Origin of the sequence: Acinetobacter sp. V2 (genome assembly GCF_001188385.1) — a bacterium.
Taxonomy (GTDB): Bacteria; Pseudomonadota; Gammaproteobacteria; order Pseudomonadales; family Moraxellaceae; genus Acinetobacter; species Acinetobacter oleivorans.
The window spans coordinates 343,862-361,468 of sequence record NZ_JZFB01000001.1; the positions used below are offsets into that span (position 1 = coordinate 343,862).

The 17,607-nt window shown below is 37.8% G+C and carries 18 protein-coding genes; 6 read left to right on the forward strand and 12 right to left on the reverse strand.

Annotated features, from left to right (window positions below):
• From UC75_RS19710 to UC75_RS01570, 4 genes are all read right to left on the reverse strand, one after another.
• The coding region (locus tag UC75_RS19710; RefSeq protein ID WP_228137014.1) for a PHP domain-containing protein at positions 1-417 on the reverse strand (417 nt) is incomplete at its 3' end.
• A gap of 199 nt (positions 418-616) precedes the next feature.
• Entirely contained in the window at positions 617-1,684 is a 1,068-nt protein-coding gene (locus UC75_RS01560) for a type II asparaginase (RefSeq protein WP_005304480.1), read from the reverse strand.
• Between the two features lie 684 nt (positions 1,685-2,368).
• Positions 2,369-3,676 (reverse strand): dicarboxylate/amino acid:cation symporter, encoded by a 1,308-nt coding sequence (locus UC75_RS01565; protein WP_013198151.1) that lies wholly within the window; start codon positions 3,674-3,676, stop codon positions 2,369-2,371.
• A 474-nt stretch (positions 3,677-4,150) separates the two neighbouring features.
• Positions 4,151-5,581, reverse strand: coding sequence for a pyridoxal phosphate-dependent aminotransferase (locus tag UC75_RS01570; protein WP_049836468.1), 1,431 nt, complete (start codon positions 5,579-5,581; stop codon positions 4,151-4,153).
• Positions 5,582-5,819: 238 nt separating this feature from the next.
• Here UC75_RS01570 and msrB point away from each other — a divergent pair, with 238 nt between their 5' ends.
• The 4 genes from msrB (at position 5,820) to UC75_RS01590 (ending at position 8,263) form a co-directional block, all read left to right on the forward strand.
• Positions 5,820-6,239: a peptide-methionine (R)-S-oxide reductase MsrB gene (gene msrB, locus UC75_RS01575; RefSeq protein WP_004792889.1), complete on the forward strand. Its 420-nt coding sequence runs from the start codon at positions 5,820-5,822 to the stop codon at positions 6,237-6,239.
• Positions 6,236-6,721: a glutathione peroxidase gene (locus UC75_RS01580; RefSeq protein ID WP_005304488.1), complete on the forward strand. Its 486-nt coding sequence runs from the start codon at positions 6,236-6,238 to the stop codon at positions 6,719-6,721. The genes msrB and UC75_RS01580 overlap by 4 nt, the downstream gene beginning before the upstream one ends.
• Complete coding sequence (locus tag UC75_RS01585) at positions 6,721-7,566, forward strand: AraC family transcriptional regulator (protein WP_049836469.1); 846 nt, start codon at positions 6,721-6,723, stop codon at positions 7,564-7,566. Before UC75_RS01580 ends, UC75_RS01585 begins: the two co-directional genes overlap by 1 nt.
• A 64-nt stretch (positions 7,567-7,630) precedes the next feature.
• Positions 7,631-8,263 carry a LysE family translocator gene (locus UC75_RS01590; RefSeq protein ID WP_049836470.1) on the forward strand — a complete coding sequence of 211 codons (633 nt, stop codon included), beginning with the start codon at positions 7,631-7,633 and terminating at the stop codon, positions 8,261-8,263.
• 58 nt (positions 8,264-8,321) lie between these two features.
• On the opposite strand, the gene dapC is transcribed toward UC75_RS01590, so the two are convergent.
• From dapC to UC75_RS01620, 6 genes are all read right to left on the reverse strand, one after another.
• The gene (gene dapC / locus UC75_RS01595) at positions 8,322-9,491 is read right to left on the reverse strand and encodes a succinyldiaminopimelate transaminase (protein WP_049837327.1); all 1,170 of its coding nucleotides are present in this window, start codon (positions 9,489-9,491) and stop codon (positions 8,322-8,324) included.
• A gap of 25 nt (positions 9,492-9,516) precedes the next feature.
• On the reverse strand, positions 9,517-12,180 hold the full coding sequence (glnD, locus tag UC75_RS01600; protein WP_005304499.1) for a [protein-PII] uridylyltransferase: 2,664 nt from the start codon (positions 12,178-12,180) through the stop codon (positions 9,517-9,519).
• A gap of 27 nt (positions 12,181-12,207) precedes the next feature.
• Positions 12,208-13,425 (reverse strand): formate-dependent phosphoribosylglycinamide formyltransferase, encoded by a 1,218-nt coding sequence (purT, locus tag UC75_RS01605; protein ID WP_081402145.1) that lies wholly within the window; start codon positions 13,423-13,425, stop codon positions 12,208-12,210.
• Positions 13,426-13,527: 102 nt separating this feature from the next.
• The gene (locus UC75_RS01610) at positions 13,528-13,917 is read right to left on the reverse strand and encodes a tautomerase family protein (protein ID WP_049836471.1); all 390 of its coding nucleotides are present in this window, start codon (positions 13,915-13,917) and stop codon (positions 13,528-13,530) included.
• A gap of 130 nt (positions 13,918-14,047) precedes the next feature.
• Complete coding sequence (gene ygaH / locus UC75_RS01615) at positions 14,048-14,389, reverse strand: L-valine transporter subunit YgaH (protein WP_049836472.1); 342 nt, start codon at positions 14,387-14,389, stop codon at positions 14,048-14,050.
• 1 nt (position 14,390) lies between these two features.
• Entirely contained in the window at positions 14,391-15,113 is a 723-nt protein-coding gene (locus UC75_RS01620) for an AzlC family ABC transporter permease (protein WP_128825167.1), read from the reverse strand.
• Between the two features lie 121 nt (positions 15,114-15,234).
• Here UC75_RS01620 and UC75_RS01625 point away from each other — a divergent pair, with 121 nt between their 5' ends.
• Positions 15,235-15,705: a hypothetical protein gene (locus UC75_RS01625; RefSeq protein WP_212771758.1), complete on the forward strand. Its 471-nt coding sequence runs from the start codon at positions 15,235-15,237 to the stop codon at positions 15,703-15,705.
• 74 nt (positions 15,706-15,779) lie between these two features.
• On the opposite strand, the gene UC75_RS01630 is transcribed toward UC75_RS01625, so the two are convergent.
• Positions 15,780-16,106, reverse strand: coding sequence for a hypothetical protein (locus UC75_RS01630; RefSeq protein ID WP_004792870.1), 327 nt, complete (start codon positions 16,104-16,106; stop codon positions 15,780-15,782).
• 171 nt (positions 16,107-16,277) lie between these two features.
• On the reverse strand, positions 16,278-16,985 hold the full coding sequence (locus UC75_RS01635; RefSeq protein WP_049836475.1) for a Crp/Fnr family transcriptional regulator: 708 nt from the start codon (positions 16,983-16,985) through the stop codon (positions 16,278-16,280).
• Between the two features lie 91 nt (positions 16,986-17,076).
• Between UC75_RS01635 and UC75_RS01640 the strand changes: the two genes are divergently transcribed.
• A complete protein-coding gene (locus tag UC75_RS01640) occupies positions 17,077-17,598 on the forward strand; it encodes a DUF962 domain-containing protein (RefSeq protein ID WP_049836476.1) in 522 nt (173 codons plus the stop codon).
• The last annotated feature ends 9 nt before the right edge of the window (positions 17,599-17,607 follow it).

Genomic DNA, 17,607 nt, shown 5'->3' on the forward strand with positions numbered 1-17,607 from the left:
CGGGTTAGATGAACAAAGCATCTGACCAACATCACTATGCTGGCCAAGTAAAACGATAATATCTTGATGCTGTTCAAGTACCCATTCTTTTTTTACACATGGAATACTGAGCTGTTGTCCTTCAATAAAACCGCGTGAAACGATTTCGGTGAGACTTTTCCACCCAACATCACTCATTGCAAGTAATGTTGCACGGTGTTGAGCATCATCAAGGCGAATCGTACTACCTAAAAGAGGCTTAATGCCTTTTTTTAAACAAGCATTATAAAATTTTACCGCCGCATGGAGGTTAGAGAGGTCAGTTAATGCCAACGCAGGCATTTGGTCTTTAACCGCAGCATTGACCAAGTCAGGTATGCGAACTATCGACTCTGTAATCGAAAATTCTGTATAAATACCTAGATGAACAAACTGCATAAACCAATCCTTAATGCGACCGAAGCATAGTTTAACACGCAAAGTTAAAAGGAAATGGTTAATATTTTGGCAAACTGTTAAGGATTTTATTATTTAAGAAGAATGGGTTGAACATCTATTGTACAGTTTTAATATAAAAGACATTATTTTTATAAAATATGACCAGCTCAAACATCAAGGTTTGAGCTGGTTGAAAAACTTAGTACTGCCAGAACATACGTTGAATTTCTTTAGCGTCATTAGTCTTAGTAAGAGCTAATGCAGCAAGAAGACGTGCTTTTTGTGGGTTTAAGTCATGAGCAGCTACCCAACCATATTTATCATCAGGTTGTTCAGCATTACGTAATACGAAACCTTGTGGTACACGTGATGAACGGATAATTTGAATACCGTTCTTGTCGTGAAGATTTTGTAAAGTTGGAACGATATAGTTCGCAACAGAACCGTTACCTGTACCAGCATGGATAATCGCTTTAGCACCAGCTTTTGCATATGCTTCATAAGCATCTGGAAGCATAGAGTCTGAACCGTAAACGATTTGTACCAGTGGAAGTGCATCACCTTTAATATTTTCGATATTAAATTCTGAAGCATTTGTAAAACGTTTTACAGACTGTCTGAACCAGTATGGCTTGCCTTCAACTAATGTACCTAAAGCGCCCCATTGGCTAACAAAAGCATTTGTATGAATGTTAATGCCTTTAGTGACATCACGCGCTGCAAAAATAGAGTCGTTCATCAGAACCATAACGCCTTTATTTTTTGCATCATCAGAAGCTGCTAAAGCAACTGCGCTATAAAGGTTAAGTGGTCCATCTGCTGAAAGAGCAGTTGAAGGACGCATTGAACCAACAATAACAATCGGTTTATCAGTGTGAACAACAAGATTTAAGAAAAATGCTGTTTCTTCTAAAGTGTCTGTACCGTGAGTAATCACGACACCATTAACAGATGGTTTTTTTACCAGCTCATTTACTTGACGAGCAATTTGTAATAATTCCTTGTCAGTAATACTTTCAGAAGCGACCTGTAATGCTTGAATACCAGTGACATTCGCCAAATCTTTGATTTGTGGAACAGCATTAATTAAGGCATCAACTGGAACTTTTGCAGCAGTGTAGGTTGCACTGTTTGCTGAGCTTGCGCCAGCACCCGCGATAGTACCGCCAGTGGCTACAACAACTACATTATTTTTTGCGTAAAGTGGGAGAGAGCAGGCCAATAAGCCCATCGCTAAACCTAAAGATTTAACAGTTTTAGTCAACATCGAAAATATCCTTATGAAGTGACGAAGTAGAAGTTTGCCGAATACGCCTGCTTTTCCTAAGCAAAATACATACCATGTAAAACATATTCGTAACTTGTTTGAATAAGAAGCATCCCTGAATAGCATTTTGTTTTATCAACAATTGCTTAGTCATTGCCTTTATTTAGCGTTAATAAATATCATGAATAAAATAAAAAATCTATTAAGTTTTTCTAATTTATCTTAATTTTTTTGTTTTTAATATAAATGATACAAATGATTTTCTTATTATTATAAAATTTAAAAATAATGGGCGTGATATGCTTTTTCTTTACCATTTGGTATTTATATATCGTTGATTGTATATCATATTGTTTGTAAATAAAATTATATAAATTTTTTGATAGATAAACTAAACAATAATTTCAATAGTTTAATATAATTAAGTGGTAATAAAATGAATTAAAAAATAATCAATTGATGTTTATTTCTAAGAATATAAATTCTGTTTGGGTGAATTTTATTCTCTTTTTAAGGTTTGTTTTAAGAAAATTTAATAGCAGTAAAAATACATTATTGGGTTCATTATTTAATATGGAAATACACATAAATTTTTATTGTTTAATTTTAGAATAAAAAGAAGAGCAATTTTATAAGGTCATATAAAATTGCCCTTAAGTTGGGAGAGTGGGAGAAAAGAGAAACTTAAGCGGGCGTTTGTTCTTGAGTTGATTTAATTAATACAGGCTCTGGTAGCTCTTCAGTATCTGCTACTTTTTCGCCTTCAAGCTTAGCCACAACTGCGGTAGCAATACTATTACCTACTACGTTTGTTGCAGTACGACCCATATCAAGGAACTGATCGATACCAAGCAATAAGAGAATGCCGGCTTCAGGTAAATGGAACATGGTGAGTGTTGCTGAAATAACCACAATTGAAGCTCGTGATACACCTGCAATACCTTTACTTGTCACCATCAGAGTTAACAGAATTAAGATTTGTTGAGTGAAGCTAAGATCGATGTTGTAAGCTTGAGCAATAAACAATACTGCAAACGTGGTGTACATCATTGAACCATCTAGGTTAAATGAGTAACCCAACGGTAATACAAAGCTAGTCACTTTTTTAGGTACACCAAATTTATTGAGTGCATCCATTACTTTAGGGTAGGCTGACTCACTTGAAGCTGTAGCGAAAGCAAGAGTTACAGGTTCGCGAATTAATTTGCCTAAGCGGAAGATATCTTTTTTAAGTACGATTGCACCAACAGAGAACAAAATGATCCAAAGTAACAGAAGACCGAAATAGAACTCAGCGATTAAAATACCGTAGTCAACAATTAAGCCTAAACCTTGTACTGTAATTGCTGAAGCAATTGCAGCAAATACTGCAAAAGGTGCAAACATCATAACGTAATCGGTAATACGGAACATGATCTTGCTAAGTTCTTCAGTCAAACGAACAATAACCGAATCTTTTTCGTTGCCTTGATTTACAAAAGCGAGTGCTGAACCAAAGAAAATAGCGAAAACAAGTACTTGTAAAATATCGTTATTTGCCATTGCTTCTGCAATGCTGCGTGGGAACACATGGCTTAAGAATGATTGCAGTGTAAAGCCAGTAGTCTCTGGCAGAGAAGCGCCACTAAGTTGTTGAGCTGTTGGTAGTGCTAAATCTAGAGCCGCGCCCGGTTGGAAAAAGTTTGCTAAACCCATGCCGATGGCAAGCGATACAAACGAAGCAGTAATAAACCAAGTCATTGACTTGAGTGTGATACTACCAATCGATGTAGATTTCCCCATTGATACAATGCCTGAAACAATTGTGGCAAATACCAATGGAGCAATAATCATTTTGATGAGGCGTAAAAAGATGTCTGTGCCGATGCTAAAATAAGAAGCGATTTGTTTGAGTTGATCACCTTCATTAAAAAAGTGGTGACAAATCCAGCCTGTCAGTACGCCAAGTAAAATAGCAATAACAATATACTTGAGCAATTTCTTTTGCTTCATATGAACCTCTATCCATTTGATTCAATCATTCTTTGATGGGATTTGAATGATTGAAAGCTTTCCTTGTTAGTTCAGTCCGGTCGTTCTACCGATTTTATCTTCCTAGATATCTGAATCTGTTTTAACCGAATCGAATATGGTGATGTTGTTATGGGAAGGGATTGTTGCTCGATTTTGAAGCAGTGTGAAATGCAAAAAAATATTGATCCATGCATTTTTTGCATAATGAAGATTGCGGGAAATGTGAAATTACGCACAAATTTAAACGTATGGTAAAAAATATAGAAATGAATTGTTCAACAGAATTTAAAGATTAAATAAATTAAAGTTTTAATAAAAAATATTTAAATTCAAGGTTTTATTTTGGTGTGGATGGAGGTATGGAAGTGTTTGTAATTATTTTTTTTAAATTAGTTAAATAAAATTATCAAAAAAGGCATCTAATTTAAGATGCCTTTTTTGATATGCATTTTTTTAACGACGATTGGCTAAGAAACGACCTAAACGTGTAATTGCTTCTCGTAATTCATTTTCAGCTGGTAAGAAAACCACGCGGAAATGATCTGGAGTTGGCCAATTAAAACCTGTACCTTGGACCAATAACACTTTTTCTGCGCGTAACAAATCAAGCATTAACTTTTCGTCATCTTCAATTGGATAGATGTTTGGATCAAGGCGAGGGAAACAGTACATTGCTCCCTCTGGTTTTACGCAGCTTACGCCAGGAATTTCATTTAGCATTTCCCAAGCAATATTACGCTGTTCGTACAAACGGCCACCCGGACGAATCAGGTCATTAATTGATTGATAACCGCCTAAAGCAGTTTGAATCGCATATTGAGCTTGAACGTTTGCACATAGGCGCATTGATGCCAACATATCTAAACCTTCGATATAGTCAGCAGCGCGGCTTTTATCTCCGGTAATTGCCATCCAGCCTGAACGGAAACCTGCAATACGATAAGCTTTTGATAAACCATTAAAAGATACGCAAAGCTGGTCACCAGCTAATGAAGCTACTGAAACATGTTCAATACCGTCATAAATAATTTTGTCGTAAATCTCATCAGCAAATAAAATTAGATCATATTTTTTTGCAAGCACTACAATCTGTTCAAGAATATGACGTGGATAGACTGAACCAGTAGGGTTGTTCGGGTTAATGATGACAATACCGCGAGTATTCGATGTAATCTTGCTTTCAATGTCAGCAATATCTGGATACCAGCTATTTTCTTCATCACATTTATAATGAATTGCTGTACCACCTGAAAGATTAACAGCTGCTGTCCAAAGCGGATAATCCGGCATTGGAATCAACATTTCGTCGCCATCATCAAGCAGGCCTTGCATCGCCATAACAATAAGTTCAGACACGCCATTACCGATATACACGTCATTCACGTGCATATTTAGGATGCCTTTTTGTTGGTAATATTGGCAGATAGCTTTACGTGCTGGAAAGATACCTTTTGAGTCAACATAACCAATCGCATTTGGCAGGTTTAAAGCAACGTCATTAATAATTTCTTGTGGGGCTTCAAAACCAAATGGAGCAGGGTTGCCGATATTGAGCTTGATGATTTTATGTCCTTGCTCTTCCATTTCATTGGCGGCTCGTAATACTGGTCCGCGAATGTCATAACAAACATGCTCAAGCTTCGATGATTTCTTTATTTCTCGAGAAGTTGGCATGGATTGGAGGATAGCAGTATTTTTAGACATAGCTGGATTCACTTTTGCATATCGGTATAAATAACTTTTAAATGTTTTAACTGTTACCAAATTCAGATCGTGTTGATCTTTTAGTAATTCAACAATTTTTTCATGGGTAAAGCCCGATTGCTGATACTGTTTGATAACTGGTAATAGTTGCTGGAAAAGCACACTTTTTTTCTGAGACATGTTTTGTCCTATACAACCGTGCCGAACAAGAATAGCACCATCTTTGCTTCCTTGGAAGAAAATAAAACATAATTTTGCTTACTTTTAATTTTGAATTTTGCTTACTTTTTGCTTTCTATTGCTTAGGTGATTAAATTCCAACAAATTTTACGTTCAGAGACTAGTGTTTTTGCGAGGAATGGCGTAAATATAAAACTCAATCATCAGAAATGTTTACTTCAGAATAAAGGTGCATGTCATGGGAAAAGTCAATAAAACAGACCGGGAATGGCAAAGAGAGTTATCACCAGAAGAGTATCGGATCACACGACAAAAGGGCACTGAACCTGCATTTACGGGGCAATACTGGAATACTAAGCAACATGGCACCTATGTCTGCCGTTGCTGCGGTGCAGAATTGTTCTCATCAGATACTAAATATGACAGTGGTTGTGGTTGGCCTAGCTTTTTTAAACCGATTGAGCCAACTGCAATTGAAGAACATGACGATTTATCGCATGGTATGGTCAGAACAGAAATTGTTTGTCATGATTGCGAAGCCCATTTAGGGCATGTTTTTGAAGATGGACCACAGCCGACTGGTTTGCGCTATTGTGTAAACTCGGCATCATTACAACTTAAATCACAAGAAAAAAATGATGAGGAAACCTATCCATGAGTAATATTTATCAGTTTGAAGCTGAACTGTTAGAGGGTGAAGTTAAGCAATTAGCTGATTACAAAGGTAAAGTTTTACTAATTGTAAATACTGCAAGTAAATGTGGTTTTACACCACAATTTGCTGGCCTTGAAAAGCTTTATGAGAAATATAAAGATCAAGGCTTGGAAGTTTTAGGGTTTCCCTGCAACCAGTTTGGTGGGCAAGATCCGGGTAGCAATAAAGAAATCGGTACGTTCTGCCAACGCAACTATGGGGTGAAATTCCCGATGTTTGCGAAAGTAGATGTAAAAGGCCCAGAAGCTCACGTGATTTTTAGATATTTGACACGTGAAGCTAAAGGCATTTTAGGAAGCAGCACGATTAAATGGAACTTTACTAAATTCTTGGTAGGGAAAGATGGCGCAGTGCTTAATCGCTATGCGCCTACGACTAAACCAGAAGCATTAGAAGCTGATATTGAAAAAGCATTAGCAAGTTAATGAATTCAATGAACGCTATTCCTCAAGCATTTGAGTTTTGGCAAGATGGGCGAATGCCTTATGTTGAAGCCAGACGATCTTGTTTTAGCCGAACCTGTTATAAGTCTCATAGTCATCCAACATTTTCTATTGGAGCTATAGATGAAGGGAATAGCGTTTTTCAAAGTTCATTTGGTACAGCACAAAAGATTTCTGCTGGTACCTTAGTCATTGTACCTGCCCACATAGAACATTCTTGTAACCCGCTGCCGGATCAGGCTTGGAGTTACCAGATGTTGCATCTGGATATATCTTGGCTTAATCAATGGTATGCCGAATTTCAAAAAGAGGGCTTTGATTTAAATTTACCCCAGCATAAACCTCTCATTATTAAAGATGAGTCTTTATATCAGGCTTTTTCTGGGATGAATAAAACTCTATTTGATCCTGAAAAATTGATTCTTGAAAAAGAACAGTCGCTTATCTATTGCCTTACTCAGTTGTTACTACCTCATTTTATATTAGAAGAAATACAGAAAACTCAATATTTGTATGAGGACTTCTTGGACTTAATTCATATTATTAAATCATCCGAACGATTTATTTCTCTAGAAGAGCTTGCACAGCAGGTGGGTCTTAGTCGATATGCAATTATTCGTCTATTTAAAGCCAATGTTGGCTTAACACCCCATGCATTTCAAATTAATTTAAAGATTAATCAAGCCAGAGCTCAATTGAAACAAGGAATTTCGCTTGTGGAGTTGGCAGTAAATTTGGGCTTTAGTGATCAGAGCCATTTTCATAAAGCCTTCAAAGCGCATACTGGAATCACTCCTCGTCAGTTCCAACTCGCAGCTGCGCAATAATTTACAATAAATTATTTTTCTCTATTTTTAAGCTATTCCATACAGTTTTAAAGATGAAATCGTTATGGAAGTTTTTTTAGTTATCGCCTTTACTCACTTTTTAGCGCTGCTATCTCCTGGACCTGATTTTTTTCTTATTCTCACCAGTCTTTTGCAAAAGGGTTCGCGCTATACATATGGTGTCATTGCAGGAATTACGTTTGGCAATGCCTTGATTTTAATGGCATGTATGTTTGGATTTATGTTACTTGGAAATTTGAGTGCGACTATTCTTTTAGTACTTAAGTGGCTTGGGGCAGGGTATTTGGTTTATTTGAGTTATCTTTGTTTTAAGGCTGCTCGGGCTGGCGCCTTAACTTTTGCTACTGAAAAAAATGATTTGATTGATCAAGAGTATCAGCATCAGGATAAAGTTAAGAGCTTAATGTTGGGAATACAATCTAGTCTGCTTAATCCCAAAAATATTATGTTTTATAGTAGTTTGATGCTGCTTATTCAGCATCAATTTAGTTTAGTTCAAAAATTGCTGATGAGTACGTGGATGACTGGAGTCGTACTTGGTTGGAACTTACTGTTGGTTCGGCTATTGCTTCAAAATCGAGTTCTAGAACAGATTAAACGTTCAGCGATAGGCTTATATTATTGTTCTAGTCTGGCCTTTATATGTTTTGCAATCTTACTCATTGCTTATAGTTAATGTCGGTTGTATAGCCTTCATGCTAAATAATTATGAAGGCTATACAACTTATCTATGCTTAAAGAATTGCTTTTAAACGCTTAACTACTTCTTCGCATTGCGCTAAATCGGCGACTAAAGCCATACGTACATGATTTTCCCCAGGGTTACCTTGATCTGTGTCACGAGATAAATAACGACCCGGTAAAACTTTAATATGGGCTTTTTCCATCAATATCTTGGCAAAATTTTCATCGTTATCGACTTTTAACCAGTAATAGAAACCTGCATCTGGCTTTTGCAGAGGTAATAAGTGACCTAGTTCATTTTGGAATAAATCAAACTTTGCACGATATTGCTTACGGTTTTCTTCCACATGGTTTTCATCATTCCATGCTGCAATTGATGCAAGTTGATGTTGAACAGGCATTGCTGCACCATGATAGGTACGGTACTGCAAATATGGTTTTAATAATTCTGCATCACCCGCTACAAAACCTGAGCGTAAACCCGGCAAATTTGAACGTTTAGACAGTGAATGAAATACCACACAATTTTTATAGTCATCACGACCAAGTTCTGCACAAACTTCTAATAAACCTGTAGGTGCTTGCTCGAACCAAAGTTCTGAATAGCATTCGTCAGAAGCAATAACAAAATTATATTGATCAGATAAGGCAATTAACTTTTTGAATTGTTCTTTAGAAAGCACAGTACCAGTTGGGTTGCCCGGCGTACATACAAAAAGAAGGGCAGTTTTTTCCCAGACTTCTGCGGGTACAGCATCAAAATCGCCTAAGTAACCATTTTCTTCGGTGCAATTGATGAAATAAGGTTTTGCGCCGGCAAGTAGAGCTGCGCCTTCGTAAATTTGATAAAACGGATTCGGCATTACCACATACGGTGCATCTTCACGGTTAATGAGCGCCTGAACAAATGAGAAAATCCCTTCACGCGTACCAGACACTGGCAAAATGTGGTTTTCAGCACTAATGCTATTAAGTTTAAAGCGCTTAGTGAGCCAGTCTGCAATACTTTGGCGAAGCTCAGGTAAGCCTTTGCTGTTTGGATAAGTTGATAGATGATTGAAGTTGTCAATAATTGCCTGTTTAACAAACTCTGGTGCTGGGTGCTTTGGTTCACCAATTGATAGAGGAATCAAGGGAAGGTTAGCAGGAGTAGTATCCTTAAAAAGCTGGTTTAACTTTTCAAATGGATATGGGTGCAATAACGACAAGCTAGAGTTCATTAAACAGTTACCAAGTAGTTGAGTTTCAGTGCTGACAAATTTGATTAGATGCTTCATCTAATGCAGCTTTAAGCTTTTCCGAGAAGAGTTTAACCTCTTCGTTATTTAACGGTTTTCCATCTTTTTTCGTGACAAAGAAAATATCTTCTGCACGTTCACCTAAAGTTGCAATTCTAGCTGAATGGATGTCTAAACCTTGCATCATAAATAAGCCACCTACACGTGCAAGTAGGCCAGGGTGATCGAGTGTTGAAATTTCAACCATGTTTTGCTGTAACGCTTCATTCAATGTTACGTCAACTGTATTTTCGATATCGAAATGACGTAGCTGACGTGGAATGCGGCGTTGCATAAGTCCTGGGTATTGGTCTGGCTGACTAAGCGCCTTCACCAATGCAGTTTTAACTGTTTCTTCGCGTTCGGGGTCGGTTAGCAATGTACCAAAGCGATCGAGCACAACATAGGTATCTAAACTAAATGCGGTACTTGCTGTGATAATTTTTGCATCCTGAACGTCTAAGTTCATGCGGTCTAAAACTGCCACAGTCGTTGCAAAAAGGTTAGGTTGGTCACGCGTATATATAAAGATTTGCACGGCATCTTGGGCAGCTTTACGGTGAGCACGTAACAGTACTAATGGCTCTGGATTATCGCCGTGTTTCAAAATTGCTTGCGTGTGCCATGCAATTTCATCTGCCGATTCTTTAATGAAGTATTCATCGCCCAGTTCTTGCCATACTTTTTCAACGTCTGCCAATGAGAAATTATTCACCAGTAATTCACTTGCTGCAAATTTGGTGTCTTCAATTAGCATTTGATAGTCAACAGGACGGCTTAAACCTGTACGAATGACGTCACGGGCATGCGTATAAAGTTGACGCATAAGCGAGGCACGCCATGTGTTCCACAGTTTTGGATTTGTCGCATTAATATCCGCAACTGTTAAGGTATACAGATAATCAAGATGTTCCATATCGCCAAGTTTTTCGGCAAAATCTTTAACAACATCTGGATCGGAAATATCCTTTTTCTGGGCAGTTAGCGACATGAGCAAATGGTTGTGGATGAGCCATGCAATTAATTTACATTCACGCTCTGTAAAGCCATGCGCCCGTCCAAACTCAATCGCATCTTCTGCACCAAGTTCACTATGGTCTCCACCGCGGCCTTTGGCAATGTCATGAAATAATGCAGCAATAAACACAATATCTTGACGTGCAAGACGTTGGAAAACTGAGCTTACAACAGGGAACTCTTTAGCAAATTCTGGTTCTTTAAAACGGTTTAAATTGCGCAGCAATAATAGGGTGTGAGCATCGACTGTATAGATATGGAATAGGTCATATTGCATGAGACCCATAATTTGACCAAATGCAGGAATATAGTTTCCTAAAACACCATATCGTTTCATCGCTACCAAAGTATCGTATAAACGATATGGTGAGCGAATGATTGACATGAATAGGGCTTGATGCTCAGGATTATCTCGAAAATTTTGGTTAATACGTTTTGCAGCAAGAATAAGTAAACGTAAAGTACGAGCGCGGATACCTTCAATATCTGGTCGATTAGCTAAAATATAGAATAGTTCTAAAATAGCACTTGGATGTTCTGCGAATATTTTGTGGTGTTGTACGGCAAGTTTATTGTCGACAATCTTAAAGTGATCATTAACGACTTCAATTTTACGTTCGTAATTTGGTAAGCGCGGAGTAATAACTGATTCGCTAAAATAAGCCAATAACATTTCATTGAGTGTTGAAACCTGTTGAGCCGTACGGTAGTAGCGTTTCATGAACTGCTCGACACCGTAGTTTACAGGCTGACCTTCTTGGCGAGCGTAACCAAATTGAGCCGCAATTTCTCTTTGATGATCGAACAGAAGACGGTTTTCATCACGCTTCGCTAAGCGATGTAAATGGTGACGAATTTCCCAAAGAAAACTCTCAGCTTCTTCTAAAACGTTTAATTCGAATTCTGAAATAAAGCCTAAATGAACTAAGTCATAGATGCGGTTTACGCGGAAATGACGCTTAGCAATCCAGCCAATCTGGTTAATATCACGAATGCCACCAGGCGCATTTTTAATGTCAGGTTCTAAATTGCTTTCAGTATTGTTGTGTTGGTGGTAACGCTTAGCTTGTTCAGCCATTTTTGCATCAAAAAATGTTTTGTCTGTCCACGTTTGCGAAACAATACGACGTGGCCATTTTGCAAGTTGACTATTACCGGTAATTAAACGAGCTTCGATGAGTGTAGTTGCAACAGTTAAATCGGTAGCAGCTTGTTCAACACAACTTTGAATGGTGCGAACGCTAATGCCGGGCTTGAAATTGCCAACATCCCACAAAGAGGAGATGAAAGTAGAAATGCGTTTTTCATTTTCTTCGTTAATTTCATGTTCCGATAAAATCATGATATCAACATCGGAATAGGGCAACATTTCACGGCGCCCATAACCACCCACAGCAAAAAGGCCTAGACCTGTCTGATCAAGTTCGGCATGTTTCCACAGAAAGATCAGTGCTTCATCAACGAGGTCTGAGCGGGCTTTAATGACTTCCCGAATAGATTGCCCATTTTCATATGAATCCTGCAATTGCTTTTCTACATCCGTTCGCCATTGATTAATGGCTTTAATATCATGATGGCTTGTAACGTAGTTCAGCAATGGCGATGTATTGATCATGAAAATGGGTCTACCAAAAAGTAAATATTAAGAGTTGGTTTTTACGCTTACTTGATCAGCGGTTTCTTTCGCTAAAGTACGAGCAAGATCAGTATTTTCTGCACGAGCAGTTGCCACACCCATACGACGTCGTTTGAAACCTTCTGGTTTCCCAAACAAACGTAAATCGGTATTTGGATTAGCTAATGCCGTATTTAAGCCACTGTAGCTTAAGTTGTTGGCATCGACCCCAGCATAAATAACTGCACTCGCAGCAACACTATGACGAGCTGTATTTACTGGCAATCCTAAAATTGCACGAGCATGCAGTTCAAATTCGCTTTGAAATTGTGACGCTAGAGTAACTAGACCAGTATCATGTGGGCGAGGCGAAACTTCACTAAACCAGACCTTGTCGCCTTTAATAAACAGCTCTACACCAAAAATACCACAACCACCCAGTGCTGTTGTCACTTTATTTGCAATACGTTTTGCTTCTTCAAGTGCAGCCACAGTCATTGGTTGAGGCTGCCAGCTTTCTACATAATCACCAGCATCTTGACGGTGACCAATTGGGTCGCAGTAGTGAGTTTCGATTTCACCAGTTTCAGGATTTTTAGCACGAACGGTAAGTAATGTAATTTCAAAATCAAAATCAATTTGAGATTCAATGATGACTGTACCTTGGTTAACACGACCACCTTGCATCGCATATTCCCAAGCAGCATCGACTTCATCGAAACTTTTTACACGAGACTGACCTTTACCTGAAGATGACATTACTGGTTTTACAAAGTTTGGATAACCAATATCATCAGAAGCAGCGCGGAAGCTTTCTAGTGAGTCAGCAAAGCGGTAAGCAGAGGTAGGTAAACCAAGTTCTTCAGCTGCAAGACGACGAATGCCTTCACGGTTCATGGTCAGGTTTACAGCTTTAGCAGAAGGAATAACAGTTGCAGTTTGGCTCGCTTCAATTTCAAGCAAAACTTCTGTCGCGATGGCTTCAATTTCTGGAACAATTAAATTCGGTTTAATTTTCTCGATGAGCTGTTTTAACTCAGTTGGATTAGCCATATTTAACACATAAGAAAAATGTGCAACTTGCATGGCTGGCGCATGATCATAACGGTCGGCTGCATGTACTTCAACACCAAGGCGTTGTAAAGAAATTACAACTTCTTTGCCAAGCTCTCCTGAACCTAACAATAAAACTTTAAACGCAGAAGATTGAAGGGGGGTACCGAGTGTCACGCTCATGCGAATCATCCTGACAAAATTATTTTTTTAAGCATAGCAGAACTTATGAGGGAGTTAAGCTTTATCACACATAAAAAAATTAATTTTGTCGGACAATTAAGATGTGACTTTTTAGATATTAACTTGATAGTTTAAAAGTAACTCATCTGCATTTTTGCCGCGAATACCCCAATTTTCTTTAGGGGTTTCAAAAATCGTAATTTCAATATCTTGCGCAGCTATTTTGCATTGTTGTTCAATATTGCGAAATAAAGTTTGAATGAGTTGTTTCTTAGTAGCCGCGCTACGTCCTGCAAACATTGAGAGTTCTATAATAATGTAGTGTTGGCTGCGGTCAGAAGGATAGATAAAATTTCCAGGCTTAAGACTGATAAAACGTTGAAATCTTTTCTCGATAGGATATTTCAATTCTTCAATGAGCGCTTGATGGATTGCATGAGAAAGTAATTCTCGATACTGCATAATCGTTTGTTCATTGGCGTAAATTTTAACTTGTGACATTTTTATCTCTATTAAGTAGGTAAGATTATCTTTTTAATCAATTCAAAAATTAGATTTTTACGCCAGAAGTTTCAATCTTAAAGGCTTCTGGCTAGGTTTTATTTTATATAAGGAAGATCAGTTTATCTATTTATAAAGGTAAATAAGTATAGATCAGGCCATAAACAATTGTGGCAGTTAACGTTGCCGGAACAATTTTCTTAAATTTAAAATATAGACCTGCTAGCACTAGAAAACCGATAAGCATGGCTAAGCTTTTATCTGGATTCTCAAGAAGTGGCGGAAGAGTGGCCACAACAAGCATGGCGCTAATTGCTGATATACCAATGCTTCCCAAAGCAATTTTTAGCCAGACTGAACCACGTCTTTGCTGTGTACCTTGTAGCTTTTGTATAACAAAGAATGGTCCAAAACGTGAGGCGAAATTAGCAATACCAACAATGATACCAACCAGAATAATCTCTAGATTCATTTTAAACTTCGACCTCTTCTTGTTGTTTCAGCACATAATATTTAAACAAGCCGGCTAAAATGCCTGAAAGAATACCAATAAAAATGGCCGCAGATAGGTTAATCCAATAGCAGGACAACGCTGAAACAACCAAAGATACAGCAACTACAAGGCTATGCTTTCGCTCAAATGCTGCTAATAAAAAACTTAAGAATAAAGCAGGCAATAAGAAGTCTAAGGCTGCTTGTAAAAAATTAGGAAGATGAGACACTTGATCTGCAAATAATCCCCCTAACAATGAGCCAGTCGCCCAAGCCATCCAACTAAATAGACTTAAGCCTAACATCCAAGACTCGGACCATTGTTGTCTGCGCTGTGAAAGTTGAATCATTCCACTTGCAAAAACTTCATCGGTTAAGCCCCAAGCCCATACCGCCGTTTTTTTAAGATTTAATTTGTTTGGAATCAAGTTATATAAAGCTGGTCCATAAAGTACATGGCGAATATCAAGTGCAATGACTGTTAATGCAGTTAACCAGATAGATGAACCACTGGCTAGAAGTGCGACAACTAAGAACTGGCTAGCTCCCGCATACATTGAACAAGATAGGAAAAAAGCTTCCCATGGTGTAAAACCAAACTGAGATGCAGAAACGCCAAAGGCAAAAGAAACGGGTAAATAGGTGAGTACGATAGCTTGGCTATCTTTGGCGCCTTGCCAAAAAGTTGCCGTTTGGGCAGGCATCAATTGTTGTTCGGACACAATACACCTTGGCAATAAACCAAATGATAAAAATACTTGAAAGATTGAGTATTGTAGCCGAATTTAATAGCATAGTGCCGAAATGTTTAATCGGCAGTTTGCTATGTTCAACGCAAAGATTCGTTTAGTTTATATCGCCATGTTGAGTGCAGGTATTTTTACATTGCAGGGCTGTGACAATGGTAATCATGGGGCAGAAAAAAAAGTAGAAATTAAGCCAGCACCTAAACTGACCAATGACGCAACTGTTTATGCTCAAAAAGCATGGACATTGATTAATACGGTTGAGCATTTAGTTTATGAAAAACAACTCAGCCAAATTGATGACAAAGTTCGTAAACCTTTACGTCAATTGAGTACGGACTGGCGCATTAATGTGAAAATGACTGATTCCGTGACAGAAGGGAAATATGCCCTTTGTCGTAAAGCTTTAACGAGTCTAGATGTGTGGGCACGCGAAACGCTTGAAAATAATGATTCAGTTGCTAAGAAACAAGCTGATTATGAGCGAGATAAAGCGCAATGTAAGGATGCGATCAATACGCCGAATCTTGGAAACACATCTCCAAAATAAAATTTATAAATATAAAAAAGCGAGATGATTAATCTCGCTTTTTTGCTTTTAAAACGATAATGAGTGAATGTTAATTACGGCTTTGTCGCAGCTTTAGCTGTGTTTGCTGTTTTCACTGCATCTTGTTTCATTTGATGAGTCATTTGCTGTGATTCATGTTGAGCATGCGTAGATTTCATCATTGCTTCATGCTTTTGTTCAGTCATATCTTTTTTAACATCTTGTTTTGCTTTTACTGCTTCTTTTTTAGCAGTTGCTTTGCCGTGTGCAGCAACACATTTTCCGCCTTTATGATTCGGCCCTGTACCACCTTGTAATTGAGTTCCTTTTGGACATGCAAATGCCGAAACACTTAACATAGCCAATACGCCAGCTGTAAGAATTGTTGATAATTTTTTCATGTTAATCAGCGCCTTGTTGAGTATTATTGCTCAGCTTGAGTGTAAAATGAAAATATATGCTTTAAAACATTTATTTTGTGAAATAGAGTTTGAACAATGTGTTGTTTTGCAGCGTTATCTATTTTTTTAATTTGGTTTTAAGTTTTTGTCATATAGCTGGTTGTGCAAAGACTAGGAATGGACTTGAGCAACTACTTTCAATTTCTCAATATCTAGAATTTCAATTTTTCTAAAAGCAATTTTGATGATTTTCTGTTTTTCGAGCAGACTCAGCTCATGATTGATTGTCTGTCTGGATGTGGTCAGCATATTTGCCAATTGTTCTTGAGAAATATGGATGTGATGATCTTGAATAAGAATATGATTCCCATATCCTTCTAAAATAAATAGAAGACGTTGTGCAAGCCTTTGAGAAATACTGCGTGTTTGGATAGCAATCTGTTCTAAGAAAACGTACCTGAGTTTTTGGCTGGTTAAACGAGCAAAGTAATACCAGTAATATGGATTGTCTTTGAGTAATTCATTTAATGGTTTTGCAGGAATATGCAGAACGGTACTTTTTTTCAAAGCAATCGCATCATGCGAACGTGGTTCATGATCAATCAGGGATATTTCACCAAACCACATAATTGGCTCAGCAATTGCAGAAAGAGCTTCATTACCATTTACATCGACATAACCCAAGCTAATTGAGCCTTCAAGCACAGTATAAATGCCATCAAACACATCTTGGGCACGGAACACATAATTGTTTTTTTCAAAGGTTCTTTGCTTACCATGCTCTAGAATAAAGTTTTGGAATGCTTCTGGAAGCAAACTAAACCATGTATTTTCTCTTAGTCGATTAATATAAATAAGATCCAATATCAGCCCATCCATGAAAAAAACATTACTTTGTCAAATAGCTGACAACTTTAAGTTTTCCTTATTTGTACAGTATGACTATAGATAGATGAATAGGGAACAACTCATGTCAAATCTGGAGCAACAGCTTAGCAAATATGCGGCTTACCACTTAAATCATAAAAATATTTTGACGCATTTTATCGGTATTCCGCTCATCGTGTTTTCAATTTTATGTTTAACTGCGAGAGCTGGAGTCGATATTGGCAGTTTTAAACTGACTTTAGCTATTGTGTTGATTGCAGCTAGTACGATCTATTATTTCATTTTAGATAAAGTTTTTGGTTTACTCATGCTGATTCTTTTAGCCGCTGTGTATCCATTGGCGAGCCAAATTGCTCAATTATCCTTAGGGCAATGGTTAGCAGCAAGTATTGGTTTCTTTGTGGTGGGGTGGGTCTTTCAGTTTGTTGGGCATTATTTCGAAAAGAAAAAACCTGCCTTCGTTGATGATGTGATTGGACTCGCCATAGGGCCTTTATTTGTATTGGCAGAATTTATATTTATGCTAGGTTTTAGAAAGCCTTTGCATGCGCGTATTTTACAAGAGGCGCGCAGTAAACGAGAGGCGATGGATTTAAGTCATTAAATATAAAAA